Here is a 17,988-nt window from a genome sequence, read left to right on the forward strand (position 1 = left end):
AATGGTTTAAACATTTATAAAAACAGCAATATCAAAACACCTTATCTCCTCACTATTCACAAACATTATAGATTAATATTGATGCATTTTTTTCCATAAAGCCCTTGCCATATCATTTCAATCTGATCCAGTTGATAACATGAGACTGATCCTCGTATCCAACAGGCTACCAGTCCAGTGGGATGGAACTCCCAGTGTTGGTGGCCTTGCAACAGGTCTTTCCAGCTTTCTTTATCACTGGAAATCATTAGGCAATGAAGTTGTTTGGGTCGGATGGCCTGGGAAATCCATTCCTGAAAAAGAACAACCCACTTACGCAGCACAAATGAAAGAAGAATACGGAACTATTCCTGTTTTTCTAAAACAAAAGTTAGCCGATTCTTTTTACAACGGTTTTTGCAATAAAACCATTTGGCCTCTATTTCATTATTTTACTGCCCACTGCGAATACTCTGACATTACATTTAATTCTTATGAAGAAGTAAACAATGAATTTGCAAAAACCGTCTCAGAAATTTACGAACCTGGTGACTGGGTATGGGTTCATGATTATCATTTATTTCTACTCCCAGGAATATTAAGAAATTTATTTCCAAATATAATCTTATCTTTTTTCTTGCATATTCCATTCCCTACATTTGAAATCTTTCGATTGTTGCCTGAACGGTTTCGGACAAAAATTTTAACAGGGGTTTTAGGTGCAGATCTAATAGGGTTTCACACCCAAAGTTATACGCAATATTTTCTTAGGTCATTATTAAGATGTTTAGGAATAGAAAACGAAAGAGGTATCATTTACTACAAAAACCACTTAACAAAAACAGGTGCTTACCCAATGGGTATCAACGTTGAAAATTTTATTCAATATTCGGACTCAAAAGAATGTGATGCCATTGCAAATGAAATCAACAAAAACCACAAAAATCTAAAACAAATTCTTTCTGTTGATCGACTAGACTACACAAAAGGCGTATTACAAAGACTAAATGCTTTTGAGCTCTTTTTAAAAGAAAATCCACAGTGGATAAAAAAATGTAAGTTTGTCTTGGTGTTAGTGCCATCAAGAACCGATGTTTCCTCTTATCAATCTATGAAAAAAGCCATAGATGAAAAAGTGGGAGCCATTAACGGATCTTTTGGCACGTTAGATTGGACACCAATTTTATACCAATACAAAGGTTTCCCCTTTGAAGAATTAGTGCCTTTATACAAGAATACTCACGTTATGTTAGTTACACCTTTTCGTGATGGGATGAATCTTGTGGCAAAAGAATTTTTAGTTTCACAGAAAAGTGGCATGTTGGTACTTAGCGAGATGGCTGGTGCTTCAGCAGAACTTCCTGAGGCTATCTTAGTAAACCCGAATGACCTCAGCGGAATGGCAAATGCAATTCGAGAAGCGATCGAAATGGATAAAAAAGAAATTCACTTTCGAAACCAAATTATGATCAACCGGTTATCAGAAAATTCCGTAAAGGAGTGGGCAGGTAAGATTTACACAGATACAGAAGAACATGCGCAGAAAAACTTATCCTTCCAAACAAAATCAATTCCGCCTTCTTCAACACTGCTTTTGCCAAAAAACAATGATCCGATATTTATCATATTCGATTATGATGGAACTCTTGTTCCTTTTGAATCACTCCCACACTTAGCAGTTCCGAATAAAGAATTAATACAATCTCTCCAAACATTAACAAAGATTCCCACTGTCTCACTTGCCATCATTAGCGGTAGAGATAGAAAATTCTTAGAAACTCAATTTCAAAACTTACCAATTCACTTAGTGGCAGAACATGGAGCTTGGCATAGGGCACCCTACGGAGCAAAGTGGAATTCACTTTTCACATCAAATTTAGATTGGAAAGGGCAAATCAAAAACCATTTAGACGAATTCACAAAAAGAGTTCCTGGATCTTTCACAGAAGAAAAGGAATTCTCTATAGTTTGGCATTTTCGTAACGCTGATCCCGATATTGGTCTAAATGCCGCAAGAGAAATGTTAGATGAGTTATCTCAAATCTCTTCTAATACTGGTTTTTTTGTTCAAAGAGGTAACAAAATCATTGAAGTTCGTGAATACGGAACCGGAAAAGGTAAAGCCGCCAAACAAATCCTTCCAAATACGGAGTTAAACGTCTTTGTTTTTGGAGATGATACGACAGACGAAGATATGTTCCGCGAACTACCTGATGATGCGATTTCTGTCAAAGTTGGAAAATCGGAAACCATCGCAAAATATAGGTTTAATCACCCTACTGAGGTTCAAACCTGGATTCAAAATTTAATTTTCCACATAACAGGAAATTCAAATGAAAAAACATAAATATGATTTTGGAATTATCGGTAACGGAAGTTATATTGCTCATATCAATACAAAAGCAGAAATTGTCTGGCTCTGCTGGCCGAACTTTGACAGTTCTCCCATTTTTGGCTCATTGTTAGACCAAAATTGCGGTCATTTTTCAATCATCCCCAATTCCAAAATCATTTCAACCTCTCAAGTATATTTAGAAAATACCAATATTTTAAGAACCGAAATTGTCACAGAAACTGGATCGTTTGCTGTACTTGATTTTGCACCTAGATACTATCAAAATGGAACCCTTCATAACAAAAGAAATTTATATAGGAAAATCATTCCATTGTTCGGTGATGTAAAGATAAAGATACAATTAAACCTGACTTACCAGTATGGAAAAGAACATTTAAAACCAAGAATCAATTCTGCGGAAATCCAATACAAAACAAACGATTTCAGACTCCACTTCACTTCCAATGTATCTCTCAATCAAATTCTGAAAGAAAATTATTTTTTATTAAATCAAAACATCTACCTAACTTTATTCGAAACAATACCGGTCGATCTATTGTTAGGCGATTTTATTGAATCAGAATTCAAAAAAACAAAATACTATTGGCAAAATTGGGTAAAGCACTGCACCATTCCCCATTTTGCACAAAAACAACAAATTCGTTCTGCACTTTGTCTAAAACTGCATCAATTCCAAGAGACAGGAGCAATCATCGCTGCATCTACAACTAGTTTACCAGAAGCACCTATGGCAGGCCGCAATTGGGATTATCGTTTCTGCTGGTTACGTGATGGTTTTTATACATTATTAGCTCTCACCAACTTAGGTCAGTTTGAAGAATTGGAAATGTATTCTCAATATATAAGCAATTTAACTCCAACGGAAGACGGAAGATACCAACCACTCTATAGTATTTTTGGAGAAAATCTTTTAGAAGAACAAATTTTAGAATTAGAAGGTTATTTGGGTAATAAACCAGTAAGAATTGGGAATTCCGCATATACACATAAACAAAATGATGCGTATGGACAAATTTTATTGTCGCTCCTACCATTATATTTAGATGAACGTATTCCTGAAAAAAACAGATTTCATAACTTAGGATTAGTTAAAAATATTTTAGAACAAATTGAATTGACTATGGAAGAACCAGATGCAGGACTCTGGGAATTTCGAAACTTTTCACAAAAGCATTGTTATACGTATTTATTTCATTGGATCGGAGCAAAAGCAGCCAAAGAAATTGCCTTAAAATTAGACCGACAGGATTTAATCGAACGATCTGACCTTTTAATGAAAAAAGCAGAAACAAATATAGAAAAATGTTACGATGAAAAGCTCGGCTGTTACACGCAAGCCCAAGGGAAAAAAGAGTTAGATGCTAGTTTATTACAATTAATCACCTTAGGTTATTTAGATCCAAAATCGGAAAAGGCAAAATCCCATATCAAGGCAATCGAAAATACATTAAAAACGGAAAATGGTTTTATGTATAGATACCTTCACCAAGATGATTTTGGTAAACCAGAAACAACATTTTTAGTTTGTACATTTTGGTATATAGAAGCTCTCGCATGTATGGAACGAATAGAGGAAGCTACCCAACTTTTTGATTTTGTATGTGAACATGCAAATCACGTTGGTCTCTTTAGCGAAGACATTGAATCTATGTCGGGAAATCAATGGGGAAATTTTCCTCAGACCTATAGCCACGTAGGACTCGTCAATGCGGCTAGAAAAATTTCGCAGAAAAAGTCCGATAGATTATTTTGGTAATAATTTATTGCCATTAAACAATAAAACACACTTTTTTACACGACTTTATATTCTAACGCCAAACTCTCTTTTTCATTCCGTCGCCCATTTTTCTATTTGCCAACCTAACAAGAATTCTAAATAAAAGAATAATGCGAAAAATATCCGGAAATACGGTTATCGTTACCATTTCAATTTCATTACTTTTGTTTCTCATCCAATGGTTGATTCGAGTCGATAGTTACTTTCTTTCAGATCCTTTAGTCAAAATGATTCAAACCATTTCACTTTGGAAACAAGGCTGGTCCACCGAAAGTATCATTTATCCCGCAAAAGAAATTGACCCAGATTTTCTATTCAGCCCGTTTAACGAAGGGTTTGTTTTCTTAAATAACAACAGGTTCATTGGGCAATATCCAATCGCCCTAACCTTCCTTTATTCCTTGTTTGGTTTTTTACCATTTTCTATACTTCCCTACTTCAATATTTTATTTTTATTTGTTTTTTTAAGGTTACTTACCAAAAATTCGATTCAAATTCCAACACTGGTCATTGTGACACTGGGAACCGTCGTCTTTCCCTTATTAATCGATTTCTCCGAAAATGGACCTTTTATCTTACTTTCAGGTTACGGATATATTTATTTATGGAAGGCATATTTAACCGACCAAAAACAAGATTGGCTTTTAGGGAACTTATTTCTTGGAATCTCTTTATGGTTTAGATTAGAAGGAGTTTTGTTTTTTTTATCCATTCAAATCACAATTGGATTGATTCAAGTTTTTATCAAAAAAGAACCGATCCTAAAAAAACTTCATCCTGTTAGGTTCCTTGTATTCGCTGCGATTTTATCTCTATTCCTGCTTTGGAATACATACAGCTACTCTCACCCATTAGGAACAAGACATCTTACCAATTTTGGGAACTCCGATAAAACCTTTTACGATCAAATGAAAATTTTTCTTTCGATGGTTTTCACTTATCCAAGGAGCAATGGTTGGTCATTCGGTTTTTTTCTCCAAAGCCCCATTTTTATTTATGCGATCCTAAAATTACGTAAAGTTCAAATTACCACAAATTTAAACCTATTATTCCACCTACTGATTGTTCCTATCTACCTTCTCATTGCTGGACTAACATCACCAAACGATGGAATTACGCTGACGGGAAGGTATTTAGTTGTTACTGTCTTCCCTCTCAGTTTTATCCTAAACGAACAAATGAATGAGTTAAGGAAAAACAAATGGATATTGTATCCAATTTATGTTTGGATGTTTTTATTTTCCTTTTTAATCATTGCGATCTTTTATTTTTCAAGTATAGAACTTAAAAAATTACGCACCGAACTAAAAACTTTCCAATCCCCTCTCATCGTAACTACCAATGAATTAATTTCCGGTGGATTTGGATTAGATCTTATCGACAAAAAAGTAATTTGTGTTCGAAGGGAAAATTTGTTAGATTATTTTGAAAAGAACCTACAAAGAACTTTACCGAAAGAATTTACGATTTTAACCATTGGAAAAGAATCAAATAAAAACCAAGCTGAAAAAAATCTCTTTACCTCTTTACTCGTCCGTTCGGAAAAATCGGGTTACAATTGTAGCAGGGAAGAACGGACAGCCCGAATTTTAGGAAAAACCTGTATCAAATCCAATGAATGATCATTGGATTTTTATCTTTTAGTTCAATACCTGTTGTATTTCGATCCGCGTTTATTCTTTTTTGTATCCCTTTAGGTTGTAATCAATGTTCTTTAAAAAGAATTTTCCGTAAGTAAAATCTCCTTCAGGATAATTCCAAATGGCTTCTCCATAAGTAGGAACCTTAATCCCGTTAAATTCTTTGTAATCTCGGATAGGGGTGGTCCAACGAGCTTTTCGCAAACTACCATCATCTTGCAAGGCGGAACGATCTTCAGATACAAATTCGATCAGCTCCCCTTTTTGATTGAAGTAAAGAGTCGCTGATACTTTGTATTTTCCGTTAACAAAATAAATCTTAGTCGATAAGGAATCTATTTTTTCCCAGCTGATATTTTTATGAACCAAAGCTGCGGGTGCAAATAAACAAAGATCGTTTAACAAGGTAACGGTTTCTGCCATTGTTAACTCCTCTCCATCCAAATCCACAACATCAAAAAGGGAAAAAACTCGAACTAACATAGTGGCCCTCTCATTTGAGTAGGAATGTAATACTCGAAAAGGGACTCCCATCATATTGGCCTTCATATAAAAATGGCGAGAGGGAAAATTAAAAAAGTTGTATTGTTCGGAAGAAGAGTCCATAGGTCTTGCTTCAGGGCTTTTATACATTAACTCTTCAAAAACAATCCGCATATTTTGAGGGTGTATTTTTCCAATCACACCCGTAAAACGCAGGTAATTTTTTACAGGATTTGGTAAATGCCGAATTTCAGATTCGGTTAGAATTTTTTCGGAAACGAATGGTTGGCTTGAAAAATCGGCTTCTACTTTTTTGATAAAAGTTGTTTCTACACCACCGCATCCAAACAACAGCAAAGGAAAAGACCATCTAAGAATCCAAATAAAACCTAAATGTGGAAAACTCGACAACTGATTCATTTTCTAAACCGGCTCCTTCGTCTTCCTAAATTCCAACCTAACTGATTATAAGTTATTTTTGGATCTTGTCAAATCGCTTGTCCCTTTCAAATCCAAAGGACGAAACTACAGAAATACACTAGGATTTTGGAAAACGAAGGCGCAAGGGATCGGAGCGGAAATCCTTTCTTGTATTTTGCAAGAAAGATTGGAGCAAAGAGCCCGGTCGGTGTAACCGATGCGCCCAAACAAAATAGCAAAAATGATCCAGGATTTTTTTTTAATCTTTGTATCATTAAAACAATTAAAGGAGAACAGATGGCATTCCAACAAATCCAAACGGGGATTATTACTGAAAAACTAATCGAAACAAAAACTTTTTATGAAAAATGGTTAGGACTACAAACAAAATTCGAATCAGAGTGGTTTGTTTTATTATGTTTACCAAATCGCACAGATGTGGAGTTGGCAATCATGAAACCTAACCAAACACAGGTTAGAAAATCATATTTTCAAAATTCTTATCAGGGCAAAGGAGTTTGGTTTATATTTGAATCAAATGATGTAAAAAAGGAATTTGAAATGATGAAACAAAATAATGCGCCTATTGATCTTCCGCTCACTACAGAGGAATGGGGAGATACTCATTTTACATTAATTGATCCCAATGGAATTGGAATTGATATCGTCCAGGAACGTAGTACTACGTAAAATAGAGAAGACAAATAAAGGAACCTTTCTTACCTTTCTTCTATTAAGAGAGGTTCCCTCTTGCCGAAAACACCCAACCTCTATCCAGTTTGGAACAAAATAGAAAAACAACTAGAGGATACCATTGGCCTAAACCAAATTGCTTTTTTTACAGGATATAGTGATTGGCATTTCCATCGTTTGTTTAAATCCATACAAGGTGAAAATGTAAAGGAGTACATTCGCCGATTACGCATAGAAAAAGCTGCATACGAATTGAAGATAACAAACTTCCCTATTTTAGAAATCGCCATTGAGGCCGGATTTTCATCTCACGAATCGTTTTCCAAAGCTTTCAAACGAGTGATTGGTTCCACACCTTCTGAGTTTCGCAAAAAATTTCAGAAGAAAAAAAATTCATCCAAAGAAATCCACCAAACGATCCCAGATGGAATATCCAAATTTGGATTCCAAATTAAAACGATTAAAACATTTAACATTGCTTATGTACGTCATATTGGAAGTTATGAAGAACTTCCAGGGCCTCTTCCCAAAAGTAAAGAAGTCTTATCCATTCAATCTTTAATGAGGCATTGGAATTTGTTATATTCTAATCATAAGTGGATTGGGATCAGTCAAGATGATCCAGACATTTCGCCCCAAGGCAAAATCCGATTTGATTTGGGAATCACAATTGGTTCTCTAACAAAACCACTCCCCGAAGGATTTGGAATCCAAACCATTCCATCTGGGAAGTATTTACAAATCCGTTACCAAGGTTGTTATGAGAATTTACCAAAAATTTACCATTGGATTTTGAATGAGTATTTTAATACCACAAATTGGAAATTAAAAAATCAACCACCTTGGGAATGTTATTTGAACCCACTAGAAATCAGTGATGAAAAACGAATTACAGATATTTACATTCCTATTCGCTAATGGATTCGAAAGTTCCCAAAGTTAGTTGATACGGAGTAGTTTAGTTTACAAAACTATGGATTTTTATTTTTTAGATGCCGCCACAAAAGAGGCACTGTCTTCATAAAAATGGTAAGAAAGAATTTTACCATCTTTGATTTGCACTTTTAGGGCCCATTCGCTTTCAAAGGGTTTACCAGTCTGTTTTAAAATGTGCAAAAAACTTCCACTAGCAAACACCCAATCCTTTTTTCCTACAATTTGATCGACTTGAAATTTTTTAGTATCTAATTGGTTTCCCATATTCTTTAAAAATTCCTCAGCCCCAGGGATTCCTGTATAGGTTCCATACAACTGGTTTTCCGATCGGTTTTCGTTTCGAACTGCCGTAATCGTTGTTTGCGGGTGGAAAAGGTTCAGAACACCTGCCGCATTTCCTTTTCCAAATTCACTAAAAAAAGTTTCCAAAACTTTTTCCCCAGAAGGAGAGGAAGATTTAGCAAACAATCCGACACTCCCAAATAACAAAGTTACTAATACCAAAACTGGTTTCATACAAATCTCCTTAAATAACGATACCGTCAGTATCGATATTTCGATACCATCCGTATCGAAACATGTTTGACAGTCAACTATTTTTTAAAATATTTTGATTTATGGCTGCAAAAAAGAAAATGGCGCAAAAAACAGCAGGACGCCCCAGGTCGGAAGATTTAGAACCTTTGGTTTTAAAAACCACTTATGAAATGTTAGCAAAAAAGGGTTATCATGGTTTTTCCATTGATGATATCGTTTTGGAGACAGGTGTTGCTAAAACCACAATTTATAGGCGTTGGCCGAGCAAAGCCCACTTATCAATGAGCACTGTCACTCACATGATTTCCCCTTACTTAGAATTTCCAAAAGAGATTCCTTTCGAAAAAGCACTGTTAGACCAAATGGATGCACTTTCTGGAGTTTTTTCTGGGAAATTTGGAAGAGTGATTTCCACTTTAATTGGAGCCGGGCAACAAGATGCAGAATTAGCAGATTCGATTTTAGAAAACTATTTACTACCGAGAAGGAACGCGGCAAAACAATTTTTCCACCACGCCATAGATACAAAACAAATCCGACTACTATCTGATTCAGAGATCGATGTTTGTATGGATATCCTCTACGGAACACTTTATTTTCGGTTATTACTCAAACATGAAAAACCTCAGTTTCAGGATCTCAGACCTTGGTTAGAAAAGTTTTTAAATACTTTGAAGAAATAAATTTTGCTTTTTTCTTATTTAAATTCTTAATAGGATCGATAGATATGAAACTTACAAATCTTTGGGTCCTCATTTTTTTCCTATTTGAATCCTGTGCGATTTTCCAAGCCACAAAAGTTCCCTCAAATAATCTAAAGTCCGCACTCGAAAAAAATTCCCTCCAAAAACCAAAGATTGTATTTTTAGGAGATAGCATCACGCATGGTCGAGTTAGTTATGATTATGTAGGTTCCATATCCAAACATCCGACTTTAAAAGATTACCATGTTGTCAATGAAGGAATTAATAGCCGCCTAACAGTTCAAATATTAGAACAATTAGAAGATCTAAAGGTATTAAATCCCGATTTCGTATTCCTTTTGATCGGGACAAATGATTTAAAAGCCACACTTTCTGAAGAAGAATACAAACGTTATGCAAGTCTCTGGAATTTGAAAGAACCGGTCACAGAAGAAAGTTTTGTAAAAAATCTGAGGACCATCATCCAAAACATTAAAACAGCGACAAAGGCAAAGCTCGTCGTGTTTTCTCCTCCCATATTGGGTGAAGACAAAAATTCCATTCCATTTCAAAGATCCAAACGATTCGCAGAACTAACAAAAGAAGTAGTTACTAAGGAAAAAGTTACTTACAAACCCTTACATGAAACTCTATCCAAAGGATTGGAGGATTCTAAACTAACAAACAAAAAACCATACATTTCAAATACTTGGGGAATGTACTGGACGATTTTGAAATATTATTCCACTCCTGCAACCTGGAATGACTTAGGTGATTCCAATGGATATCATTATCTAACCGATGCGATTCATTTGAACGAACGTGGGGGAAAAATTTTAGAGCCTATGGTTTTGGAAGAAATCCTTTCTAATAAGCCACTCTGAGTTCGAATTGATACTCAATCTCTTTGCCAACGAAACATCCTTATAAAAACCAAACAAACACTTAGTAGGTTTACGAATCGAATAGAAAATTGGAATTTTAATCGTCAGAGAATACATCGTTCGCGTAACAGTATAACTGACAGGTAGTCAATAAAAATTTGAATCGTGAAAATGGTTACCTTATGAGGAGACTCGGGAATGTCCGTAGAAACAAACGAAATCAATCAATTTGAAAGAACCCTCTTCCGCAAAGGAATTTCACTCATAGTGTACACAAGGTACGGTCTGAGTGCGGTATTTCTTTTAGGTGTCGCAGCCAACTTCGCCACAAAGAGTTTTATTCCTAATTTCATAGGTTCTCTTATATTTTTGTTAAATGGAATCATTCCTGGTCATTATTTACGTAAAGGAAAAGAAATCACAAAAACCTGGGCAAATACCATCATTTTTATCGATCTACTGATTATTGTAAGTTTTTTCTATCTAGATATTTATAATAATTCCACGAAAGGCGACGCAACAAATACATTAAGCACCGGCATTTTTTATATTATCTTTGTGTTCATTGCCATTTATTCTAGTTTCCTCTTTGAAACAAAACTAGTTTTAGCCGTTGGACTTATTTCAACATGCTTATATATAGGTGGGATATTTTTATCACTAAAACTTGGTGCAACTACTGTATCAAAACCCTATCCAGATATGTTATGAGCAAATCATATCATTGTCACCACTGAGGTGCAAAAAATTATTTTTTACTTCGGAGTGATTTTTAGTTTACGTTACGTTGTAGCACTGATGCGCGAAATGCAATCGGATCTAAAAACTAAATTAAAAGAAACCTTAGAAAAACAAAATTTTATCGCTAATAAATCGATCCAATTGGAAAAATCGGCAAATACACTTGCCTCTTCTGTGGAAACTTTGCAATCAATGTCGGATGAACTTCATAACCAATCACAAAATCAAGCAGCCTCAGTGGAAGAAATTTCTGCTTCGGTTGAGGAACTATCCTCTTCTGCTATCAGTTCAGCAAATTTGGTAGAAGACCAAGTCGCAAGAGTGAAAATTGTTGATCAAAATTTTTTATCTCTGCAAAATATAAGTGTTAGTGTAAAAACAAAAACCACTCAAATTGCAAAGGATGTAAGTATTTCTGCTGATTTTAGCAAAAAAGTAAAAAATTCCTCAGAAGAACTCAACAGCATTTATTCTGAACTCAACCAAGCTTTCTCCAAAGTAGAAGAAATCAACCAGATGATGTCAGAAATTGCCGATCAAACCAACTTACTGGCATTAAATGCTTCTATTGAAGCAGCTAGAGCGGGAGAACATGGCCGCGGATTTGCCGTGGTTGCACAGGAAGTAGCAAAACTTGCCGAACGTTCGCAATCAAATGCAGGAACCATTGCCAAAATTGTTAAGGATGCCGGGCTTAAAATCAACGAAGGAACCCGTTATTCCAAAGAAGTCAAATCACAAGTAGAGAGTCAAAACCAAGAGTTATTCCGCATTGAAGACGAAATATTGAGTTTGGAAGGTCATGTCACCGAACAAGAGAAATTAAACAATAAACTTAGAGTCACCTTTTCCGAACTCCATGTATTATCAGAACAAATAGGTGTGATTGCGCAGGAACAAATGTCAGGTAGTAAGGAAATCAACCGTGCCATTACTACCATTGATGAAACCACACAAAAACTCGCGGACTCAGTCCAACTTCTATATGAAGAAATCAATGCCATTCACACCCAGGCCAAACAGTTAACTTCCACCTGAGGGATTCCCCTGTTCGATGAACCGAGTTTTGGAATGAAAACCTGTCTTTACAAGAGAAGGCTTTTCTAGAATTTTGGGGAATCGTGAGAAATAAATTGATTCATCTGGAATCTTTATGCTAAAATCAAATCACTCTATACGTCCCGGGGAAAGAATCGAAGACATCATTATTGGGATTTTAGAGGAAAATCCAAATCATCCAGAAGTCCTTCTGCCAAAAATAAAAGAAAACGCGATCCATACTCTTTCCAACGGTCAAATTTATTCTGCCATCTTAAAAGTACTCACTTCGATTGAAATCTCTGAAACTGAATCGGAATCGATTTGGAACGAAATACTGGAAAATAAAAATAAACTTTCCCTATGTATGAATCGAGAAGTCGGATTTGGTGTGTCCTTGGTGGACTATTTCACTAATATCAATCCGAAAATTAAAAATCCCAAGATTATTGAAATTCAACTTTTTTCTGAAACCGAAAAACTCATCTTAGTTGATGAACTAACCAGATTATACAACCGTAGACACTTCGAAAAAGCACTTGTTCGTGAATTCAAACAATCGACAAGATATAACCAAAAACTCTCACTCCTCATTATAGATATCGATGATTTCAAAAAAATAAATGATACCTATGGCCATACAACGGGTGACGAAATTCTAATCAAAGTTGCGAAACAAATTACTTCTTGCTTGAGGATGGAAGACACTGCTTGTAGAATTGGTGGTGAAGAATTTGCGATTATTTTCCCACAGACTAGCGAAGAACAGGCAATGATCGCTTCCGAAAAACTTTTGGATGCTTGCCGAACCATTAAGCTCAGTGGAAAATCAGTAACTCTCAGTGGAGGTATTGTTTCTTACCCAGAAAAAGTAAAAACCTGCGAAGAAATGTACGACCTCGCAGACCGGGCTCTATATACCGCTAAGTATTCAGGCAAAAACCAAATTGTTGCTTATAGTGATGAAAAACGTGGTAGTTTACGCTTCGATGCCAATTTAGAACTTCTTTTCATATTACCGGATAAAACGCTTAGAACCATTTCAAAAAATATTTCTGTTACTGGAATTGCATTTGATACAGAAGATGATATTACTTTAAACGAATCCTTTGATGTCAAACTTCGCGAATCAGATTCGCACGAGGAAATTAATGCAAAAATTAAAGTCATCAGAAAAGAAGAAATAGGACTTCATAAATACCATATGGGTGCGGAGTTTTTAGAACTCTCTAACGAAGACCAACATAAGTTATCTGATCTTTATTCACTACACCGGTATAAATCAAATATCTCTACCAGTGTGGTGTAACTTAAATTTGGTTGGTAATTTAATTACCTTGGGGCATATCACTAAGCCCACCAGCGTTGATTACAGAAGAATAACCGCTAGCTTGTAAGATTTGTTTTGCTCGTTCACTTCGTGCACCTGACCGGCAATATACGACAATTTTACTTTCTTTGTCTTTGAATTGGTTTAAATTGCCGGGAAGTACATCCACCGGAATATTTTTGGCACCAGGAAAATGTCCTTCAACATATTCTGATTTAGTTCGAACGTCAATAACGATTGCTCCTTCCTTTATCCATTGATTCACCATATCTTTGTCTCCCTTTGATTGGATTTTTTTTACGAAAATAAAGAGGAACCCAATTACAATTCCTAAAACCAGGAAAGATTTCATACTTTCTCCTTTTTTCCTATTTTTTTCTTGCCAGATATTTCGTCAATCGAACTATATACCATAGGGGGTATGGTATTTTGATTCATTCTAACCCTCGAAATAAAAACGGGTTTCTATAATTTGCTAGAAACTTATGGATTTTGGAATTTAGGAGATCGTTGTTTTATGATAGCAGACAAAAAAGATAAAATTGAAATTCGTCCACTCTACGACTTAGAATCTGGCACTTGGACCTATCTTTTGCTAGACTTAGAATCAAAACAGTCCGTATTCATTGATCCTGTATTGGAACGATTGGATAGAGACTTAAATTATTTAAGAGAACTCGGATTTACACTTTCCTTAACGGTTGATACACATATGCATGCTGACCATATTACTTCTGCAGGAGAGTTAAGAGATAAAACACAATGTGAATCGTATGCATCAGAATATTCTGGAGCCAATTGTGCTTCTAAGTTTCTTAAGGATGGTGATGTTTTTACTGTTGGGAACTTAAAATTTCAAGTCATCTATACTCCAGGTCATACCCCCTGTTCTATTTCCCTTCTTTTAAATGGTAAATATGTATTTACTGGAGATGCACTCTTTGTAAGAGGTTGCGGTCGTACCGATTTCCAAGGAGGAAGTGCCGAATCCTTGTACCAATCGATAACAGAAAAACTTTTTTTATTACCAGATTCTACGATTGTTTTACCGGGACATGACTATAAAGGTTTTTTATCTACTACGATTGGTGAAGAGAAAAAGTGGAATCCAAGGATTGCCGGAAAATCTCTTTTAGAGTTTAAAGAGATTATGGACAACTTGAACTTACCAGAACCAAAAAAAATTCATGAAGCAGTGCCTGCAAACCGTGCCTGCGGGAAGGTATTATGAGTATCGGAATTTTATTTTTATTGTTAGGTGTTGGTGCGGGAGTTCTCGGAGGATTGGTTGGGATTGGCGGGGGAATTCTTCTTGTCCCTGCACTTGTTTATTTTTTTGATTTTAACCAAAAAATAGCACAAGGTACAACCCTTGCTGCAATGGTTCCACCGATTGGGATTGTTGCAGCTTATATCTATTATACGAGAGGGGAAACGAATGTATTTGCGGCAGCTTTTATTAGTGTCGGCTTTATCTTAGGTAGCATTTTTGGAGCCAGCGCCGCCTCGAAAATTGATACAACTACCTTATCACGTTTTTTTGGTATATTTACGGTCATCGTAGGCTTAAAAATGATTTTTTTTCCCAAATAAAATTATTTAATTTTTCCTTGCAGGAACTTCTGATTCAATTTTCTATTTCCTCGTGTTCGGTTTTTATCTCACATTCTTTTGGATATTAATTCGTTTTTTTTCTTCCGAATTTTCTTGGCCAACAAGCCTCGTTTCGCCAATACAATTTCTTTTTTGGTGGAACCTACTATTCTCTTCTATATGGTTAGTTTTTGTTTTTATCGTAGTTTTTGGTTTTTTGGGTCTTTTACTTCGCATTCCCGTTGTTGGAATTTTGTTACAAGGTATCAGGAACCAAGTCACAGAAATCGGTTGGTATAAGTTTCTTCTCAATAGAACAACCGTTTGGTTCTTAAGCCAAAGCCTAGTTCTTTCTGGTTCTTATATTTTTGGTTATAGTGGCCACACGGAAACGTGGGTATACAAGGCCTCCCTTTCTGCAGTCATTTTGGGATATTTTATTAAACAGAACTTTTACAAACCGATGGCAAAATTTTCTGGTTCCCGGAGCATTTTCCTTTACCGAAGAGCCGGAATGGAGAATGGATACGGTTCCCAAGGAGAAACATTCCCCAAGGAAAAAGACGTAACTCCTCCTTAGAAAAACTGTTTAACATTTTTATTGTGCCTACCCTTTTCGAAAACAATCTAAAAGACATGGCATCTACAATAAAACCAAGAAATCACTTTTTTCCTTTTGTGCGTTTGGTGGTAATTACCCTCGTGTCGACCTTCCTCTTCAGCCAATGTAGTCTTTTTTCAGACAAGGATACAAAGGTTCAAAAAATCTCCCTACAACCTAAATCTGGCCAGAAAATAGCAGCCTTTGCGGAAGGATGTTTTTGGTGTTCCGAACATATTTTTGAATCAATTCCAGGAGTTACAGAAGTTATTTCAGGATATGCAGGAGGCCATACCAAAAATCCGACCTATGATTTAGTGAATACGGAAACTACCGGACATGCAGAAACCGTAATTATTTATTATGATCCAACGAAGATCGGTTATATGGAATTATGTAGAATCTTTTTTCTCTCTCATGACCCTACATCCCTCAACAAACAAGGTCCAGACGAAGGTTCTTCCTACAGGTCCATTTTATTTTATTCTTCTGAAGAAGAACTAAAAATAGCAAAACAAATTCAAACAGAGATCCAAGATCATAAAATCTGGAAAAATCCAATTGTGACAGAGTTCCAAGAATTAAAGGAATTTTACCAAGCCGAAGGATACCACCAAAACTTCATACAAAAACATCCAGACCAGTCTTATGTGCGGGCAGTTTCGATCCCAAGATATCAAGAATTCCAAAACAGATATGAACTATATCGCAAAACAAAAAAGGCAACAAAATGACTACAGTATTCTAGAATGCTAAAAACTGTTCTCTGATTTTTGTACGGAACGAATCAAATTCGGATTTGGATTGAAACTTACAAACTTTCAGTATTTCTGTAGGAATTTCAGATGATTTTGCTTCCTTTGCATTAATTGAAATCATCATATCACTTAAATAAATTGGGAACACAATGTCCGCATATACATCATTAGCAAGAAGTGGCCTATGGTGGAACTCCATTGCTTTTGTATAGAGAATTGGGAAATTCCATTTTTCGCCAACCATAGCACCTAACTTTGAATGCGTGATTCCTATAGCAGATTCTTCCAAACTAATGGTAGATGCAATCTCTCTAGAATTTGAATAGGTTTTAATTTTTGACATATGCTTTTGGTCAAAAGATAAAAGTAGAATTTCTCCAATATCATGTAACAGAGAAGCTGCCATTAAATTGCTCAGATCGGTTTTATTCATTCCCATCTTTTGACCGATGGCTTTACAGTAGTAGGCAGATTCATTCGATTTTTCCCAAATGGCTGTAAATGCGGGGAACTTATCCTCCAACATTTGTTTTGTTCCAAGGCTGTATAATAAAGTTTGTAATTCTTTTAGGCCGATGAGTTGAATGGCTCGGTCTAAACTCTCAACCCGTCCTCCTCGTCGGAAAGCGGCAGAGTTGGAAAGTTTTAGAATATTTGCTGATAAAGCTATATCTCGTTTGATCATTTCCGCAATGGTTCCAATACTTGAGTTTGGTTTATCAATCGCATCTTGGATGTCTTTTATCGCCTTCGGAAATGTTGGTAAATTATCTATCTGAGAAACAATATGATCAATTTTTTCTAATTGTTGGTTTTCTTTAGTAACCTTTGAAGGTATATCGATCATAAAAACAGTTTTGTTTTCGCCAGATTCAAACTTGAATGCAGAATCACCCAATCCATCGTTACGCAACATCATTAATGTCATGATCAACCCAAGACCAGCACCTTCTTGTTCACTGGACATATCGACAAATGCGTCTGCTAAATCATTGTATGTTTTTGCCTTATCAATTCTTTCTTTAATTCTAGCAGATTCAGCTGCCGTGAGTTGGACATTATTCATAATTCGGATTCGCATCAGACTCTTATTATGAATAAAAGAAACAAAAACCCCGAAGTTATTTCTTTGCAGCGAATCTTCGATTAATTCACGATTTTCGAGATAGGTTTTTTTGAATTCGGCAATCCCTGTTTCGTATTCTTCTTCATTTTCAATATTGCTAGCACGGTTTTTAAAAAAAACTCGTTTTGCATTTGCTTTAATTGCGTTTGTTACAGTTTCTTTCATTGCAGCAAGAACTGAATCCCTAACAATGATTAGATCCAATTGTAATAAAAATCGATCTAAAACCTGATATAAAGTATTTTCTACTTCATCAGTAATCTGGAAAAATTTAAAATGAAACGGGGAATTTTCGGAAATAGGATGATTGATATCATCAATATTAGTATGAAGACCTAACTCTTGTTTATATTCTAACGAGACAGCCTTGGGACTTGCCATATAACCTCATGTAACGAACCAGTGCCTACGGG

16 protein-coding genes and 1 pseudogene are annotated in these 17,988 nt (G+C 35.7%); 13 read left to right on the forward strand and 4 right to left on the reverse strand.

Annotated features, from left to right (window positions below; translation table 11 throughout):
• Positions 1-139: 139 nt before the first annotated feature.
• From ND811_RS12160 to ND811_RS12170, 3 genes are all read left to right on the forward strand, one after another.
• Positions 140-2,326 carry a bifunctional alpha,alpha-trehalose-phosphate synthase (UDP-forming)/trehalose-phosphatase gene (locus tag ND811_RS12160; RefSeq protein ID WP_265352363.1) on the forward strand — a complete coding sequence of 729 codons (2,187 nt, stop codon included), beginning with the start codon at positions 140-142 and terminating at the stop codon, positions 2,324-2,326.
• Entirely contained in the window at positions 2,313-4,091 is a 1,779-nt protein-coding gene (locus tag ND811_RS12165; protein ID WP_265352362.1) for a glycoside hydrolase family 15 protein, read from the forward strand. Before ND811_RS12160 ends, ND811_RS12165 begins: the two co-directional genes overlap by 14 nt.
• 131 nt (positions 4,092-4,222) lie before the next feature.
• Entirely contained in the window at positions 4,223-5,734 is a 1,512-nt protein-coding gene (locus ND811_RS12170) for an LA_3751/LA_3752 family putative glycosyltransferase (RefSeq protein ID WP_265352361.1), read from the forward strand.
• A gap of 51 nt (positions 5,735-5,785) precedes the next feature.
• Here ND811_RS12170 and ND811_RS12175 read toward each other — a convergent pair whose 3' ends face one another.
• Complete coding sequence (locus ND811_RS12175; RefSeq protein WP_265352360.1) at positions 5,786-6,655, reverse strand: DUF6544 family protein; 870 nt, start codon at positions 6,653-6,655, stop codon at positions 5,786-5,788.
• Between the two features lie 168 nt (positions 6,656-6,823).
• Between ND811_RS12175 and ND811_RS12180 the strand changes: the two genes are divergently transcribed.
• Positions 6,824-7,345 carry a VOC family protein gene (locus ND811_RS12180; protein WP_265352359.1) on the forward strand — a complete coding sequence of 174 codons (522 nt, stop codon included), beginning with the start codon at positions 6,824-6,826 and terminating at the stop codon, positions 7,343-7,345.
• Between the two features lie 60 nt (positions 7,346-7,405).
• Complete coding sequence (locus tag ND811_RS12185; protein WP_265352358.1) at positions 7,406-8,266, forward strand: AraC family transcriptional regulator; 861 nt, start codon at positions 7,406-7,408, stop codon at positions 8,264-8,266.
• A gap of 63 nt (positions 8,267-8,329) precedes the next feature.
• Here the strand turns inward: ND811_RS12185 and ND811_RS12190 are convergent, their stop codons facing one another.
• Positions 8,330-8,800 (reverse strand): nuclear transport factor 2 family protein, encoded by a 471-nt coding sequence (locus ND811_RS12190; protein ID WP_265352357.1) that lies wholly within the window; start codon positions 8,798-8,800, stop codon positions 8,330-8,332.
• 101 nt (positions 8,801-8,901) lie between these two features.
• Between ND811_RS12190 and ND811_RS12195 the strand changes: the two genes are divergently transcribed.
• The 4 genes and pseudogenes from ND811_RS12195 to ND811_RS12215 all read left to right on the forward strand — a co-directional run bounded on the left by ND811_RS12195 (position 8,902) and on the right by ND811_RS12215 (position 13,476).
• Positions 8,902-9,504 (forward strand): TetR/AcrR family transcriptional regulator, encoded by a 603-nt coding sequence (locus ND811_RS12195; protein WP_265365527.1) that lies wholly within the window; start codon positions 8,902-8,904, stop codon positions 9,502-9,504.
• 44 nt (positions 9,505-9,548) lie between these two features.
• Positions 9,549-10,388 carry an SGNH/GDSL hydrolase family protein gene (locus tag ND811_RS12200; RefSeq protein ID WP_265352355.1) on the forward strand — a complete coding sequence of 280 codons (840 nt, stop codon included), beginning with the start codon at positions 9,549-9,551 and terminating at the stop codon, positions 10,386-10,388.
• A 198-nt stretch (positions 10,389-10,586) separates the two neighbouring features.
• Positions 10,587-12,167: pseudogene (locus tag ND811_RS12210) on the forward strand (methyl-accepting chemotaxis protein).
• A gap of 115 nt (positions 12,168-12,282) precedes the next feature.
• Positions 12,283-13,476, forward strand: a complete 1,194-nt coding sequence (locus tag ND811_RS12215) for a diguanylate cyclase (RefSeq protein ID WP_265352352.1) — start codon at positions 12,283-12,285, stop codon at positions 13,474-13,476.
• 19 nt (positions 13,477-13,495) lie between these two features.
• On the opposite strand, the gene ND811_RS12220 is transcribed toward ND811_RS12215, so the two are convergent.
• Positions 13,496-13,849: a rhodanese-like domain-containing protein gene (locus tag ND811_RS12220; protein WP_265352351.1), complete on the reverse strand. Its 354-nt coding sequence runs from the start codon at positions 13,847-13,849 to the stop codon at positions 13,496-13,498.
• 165 nt (positions 13,850-14,014) lie between these two features.
• Between ND811_RS12220 and ND811_RS12225 the strand changes: the two genes are divergently transcribed.
• The 4 genes from ND811_RS12225 to msrA all read left to right on the forward strand — a co-directional run bounded on the left by ND811_RS12225 (position 14,015) and on the right by msrA (position 16,425).
• Positions 14,015-14,728, forward strand: a complete 714-nt coding sequence (locus ND811_RS12225) for an MBL fold metallo-hydrolase (RefSeq protein ID WP_265352350.1) — start codon at positions 14,015-14,017, stop codon at positions 14,726-14,728.
• Entirely contained in the window at positions 14,725-15,090 is a 366-nt protein-coding gene (locus ND811_RS12230) for a sulfite exporter TauE/SafE family protein (protein ID WP_265352349.1), read from the forward strand. Before ND811_RS12225 ends, ND811_RS12230 begins: the two co-directional genes overlap by 4 nt.
• A gap of 217 nt (positions 15,091-15,307) precedes the next feature.
• Positions 15,308-15,670, forward strand: a complete 363-nt coding sequence (locus tag ND811_RS12235) for a hypothetical protein (RefSeq protein ID WP_265365528.1) — start codon at positions 15,308-15,310, stop codon at positions 15,668-15,670.
• A 56-nt stretch (positions 15,671-15,726) separates the two neighbouring features.
• Entirely contained in the window at positions 15,727-16,425 is a 699-nt protein-coding gene (msrA, locus tag ND811_RS12240; RefSeq protein WP_265352347.1) for a peptide-methionine (S)-S-oxide reductase MsrA, read from the forward strand.
• Between the two features lie 10 nt (positions 16,426-16,435).
• Here msrA and ND811_RS12245 read toward each other — a convergent pair whose 3' ends face one another.
• Positions 16,436-17,956 (reverse strand): HDOD domain-containing protein, encoded by a 1,521-nt coding sequence (locus ND811_RS12245; protein ID WP_265352346.1) that lies wholly within the window; start codon positions 17,954-17,956, stop codon positions 16,436-16,438.
• Positions 17,957-17,988 lie beyond the last annotated feature (32 nt).

It is taken from the genome of Leptospira soteropolitanensis (genome assembly GCF_026151655.1).
In the GTDB taxonomy this organism is placed as follows: domain Bacteria; phylum Spirochaetota; class Leptospiria; order Leptospirales; family Leptospiraceae; genus Leptospira_A; species Leptospira_A soteropolitanensis.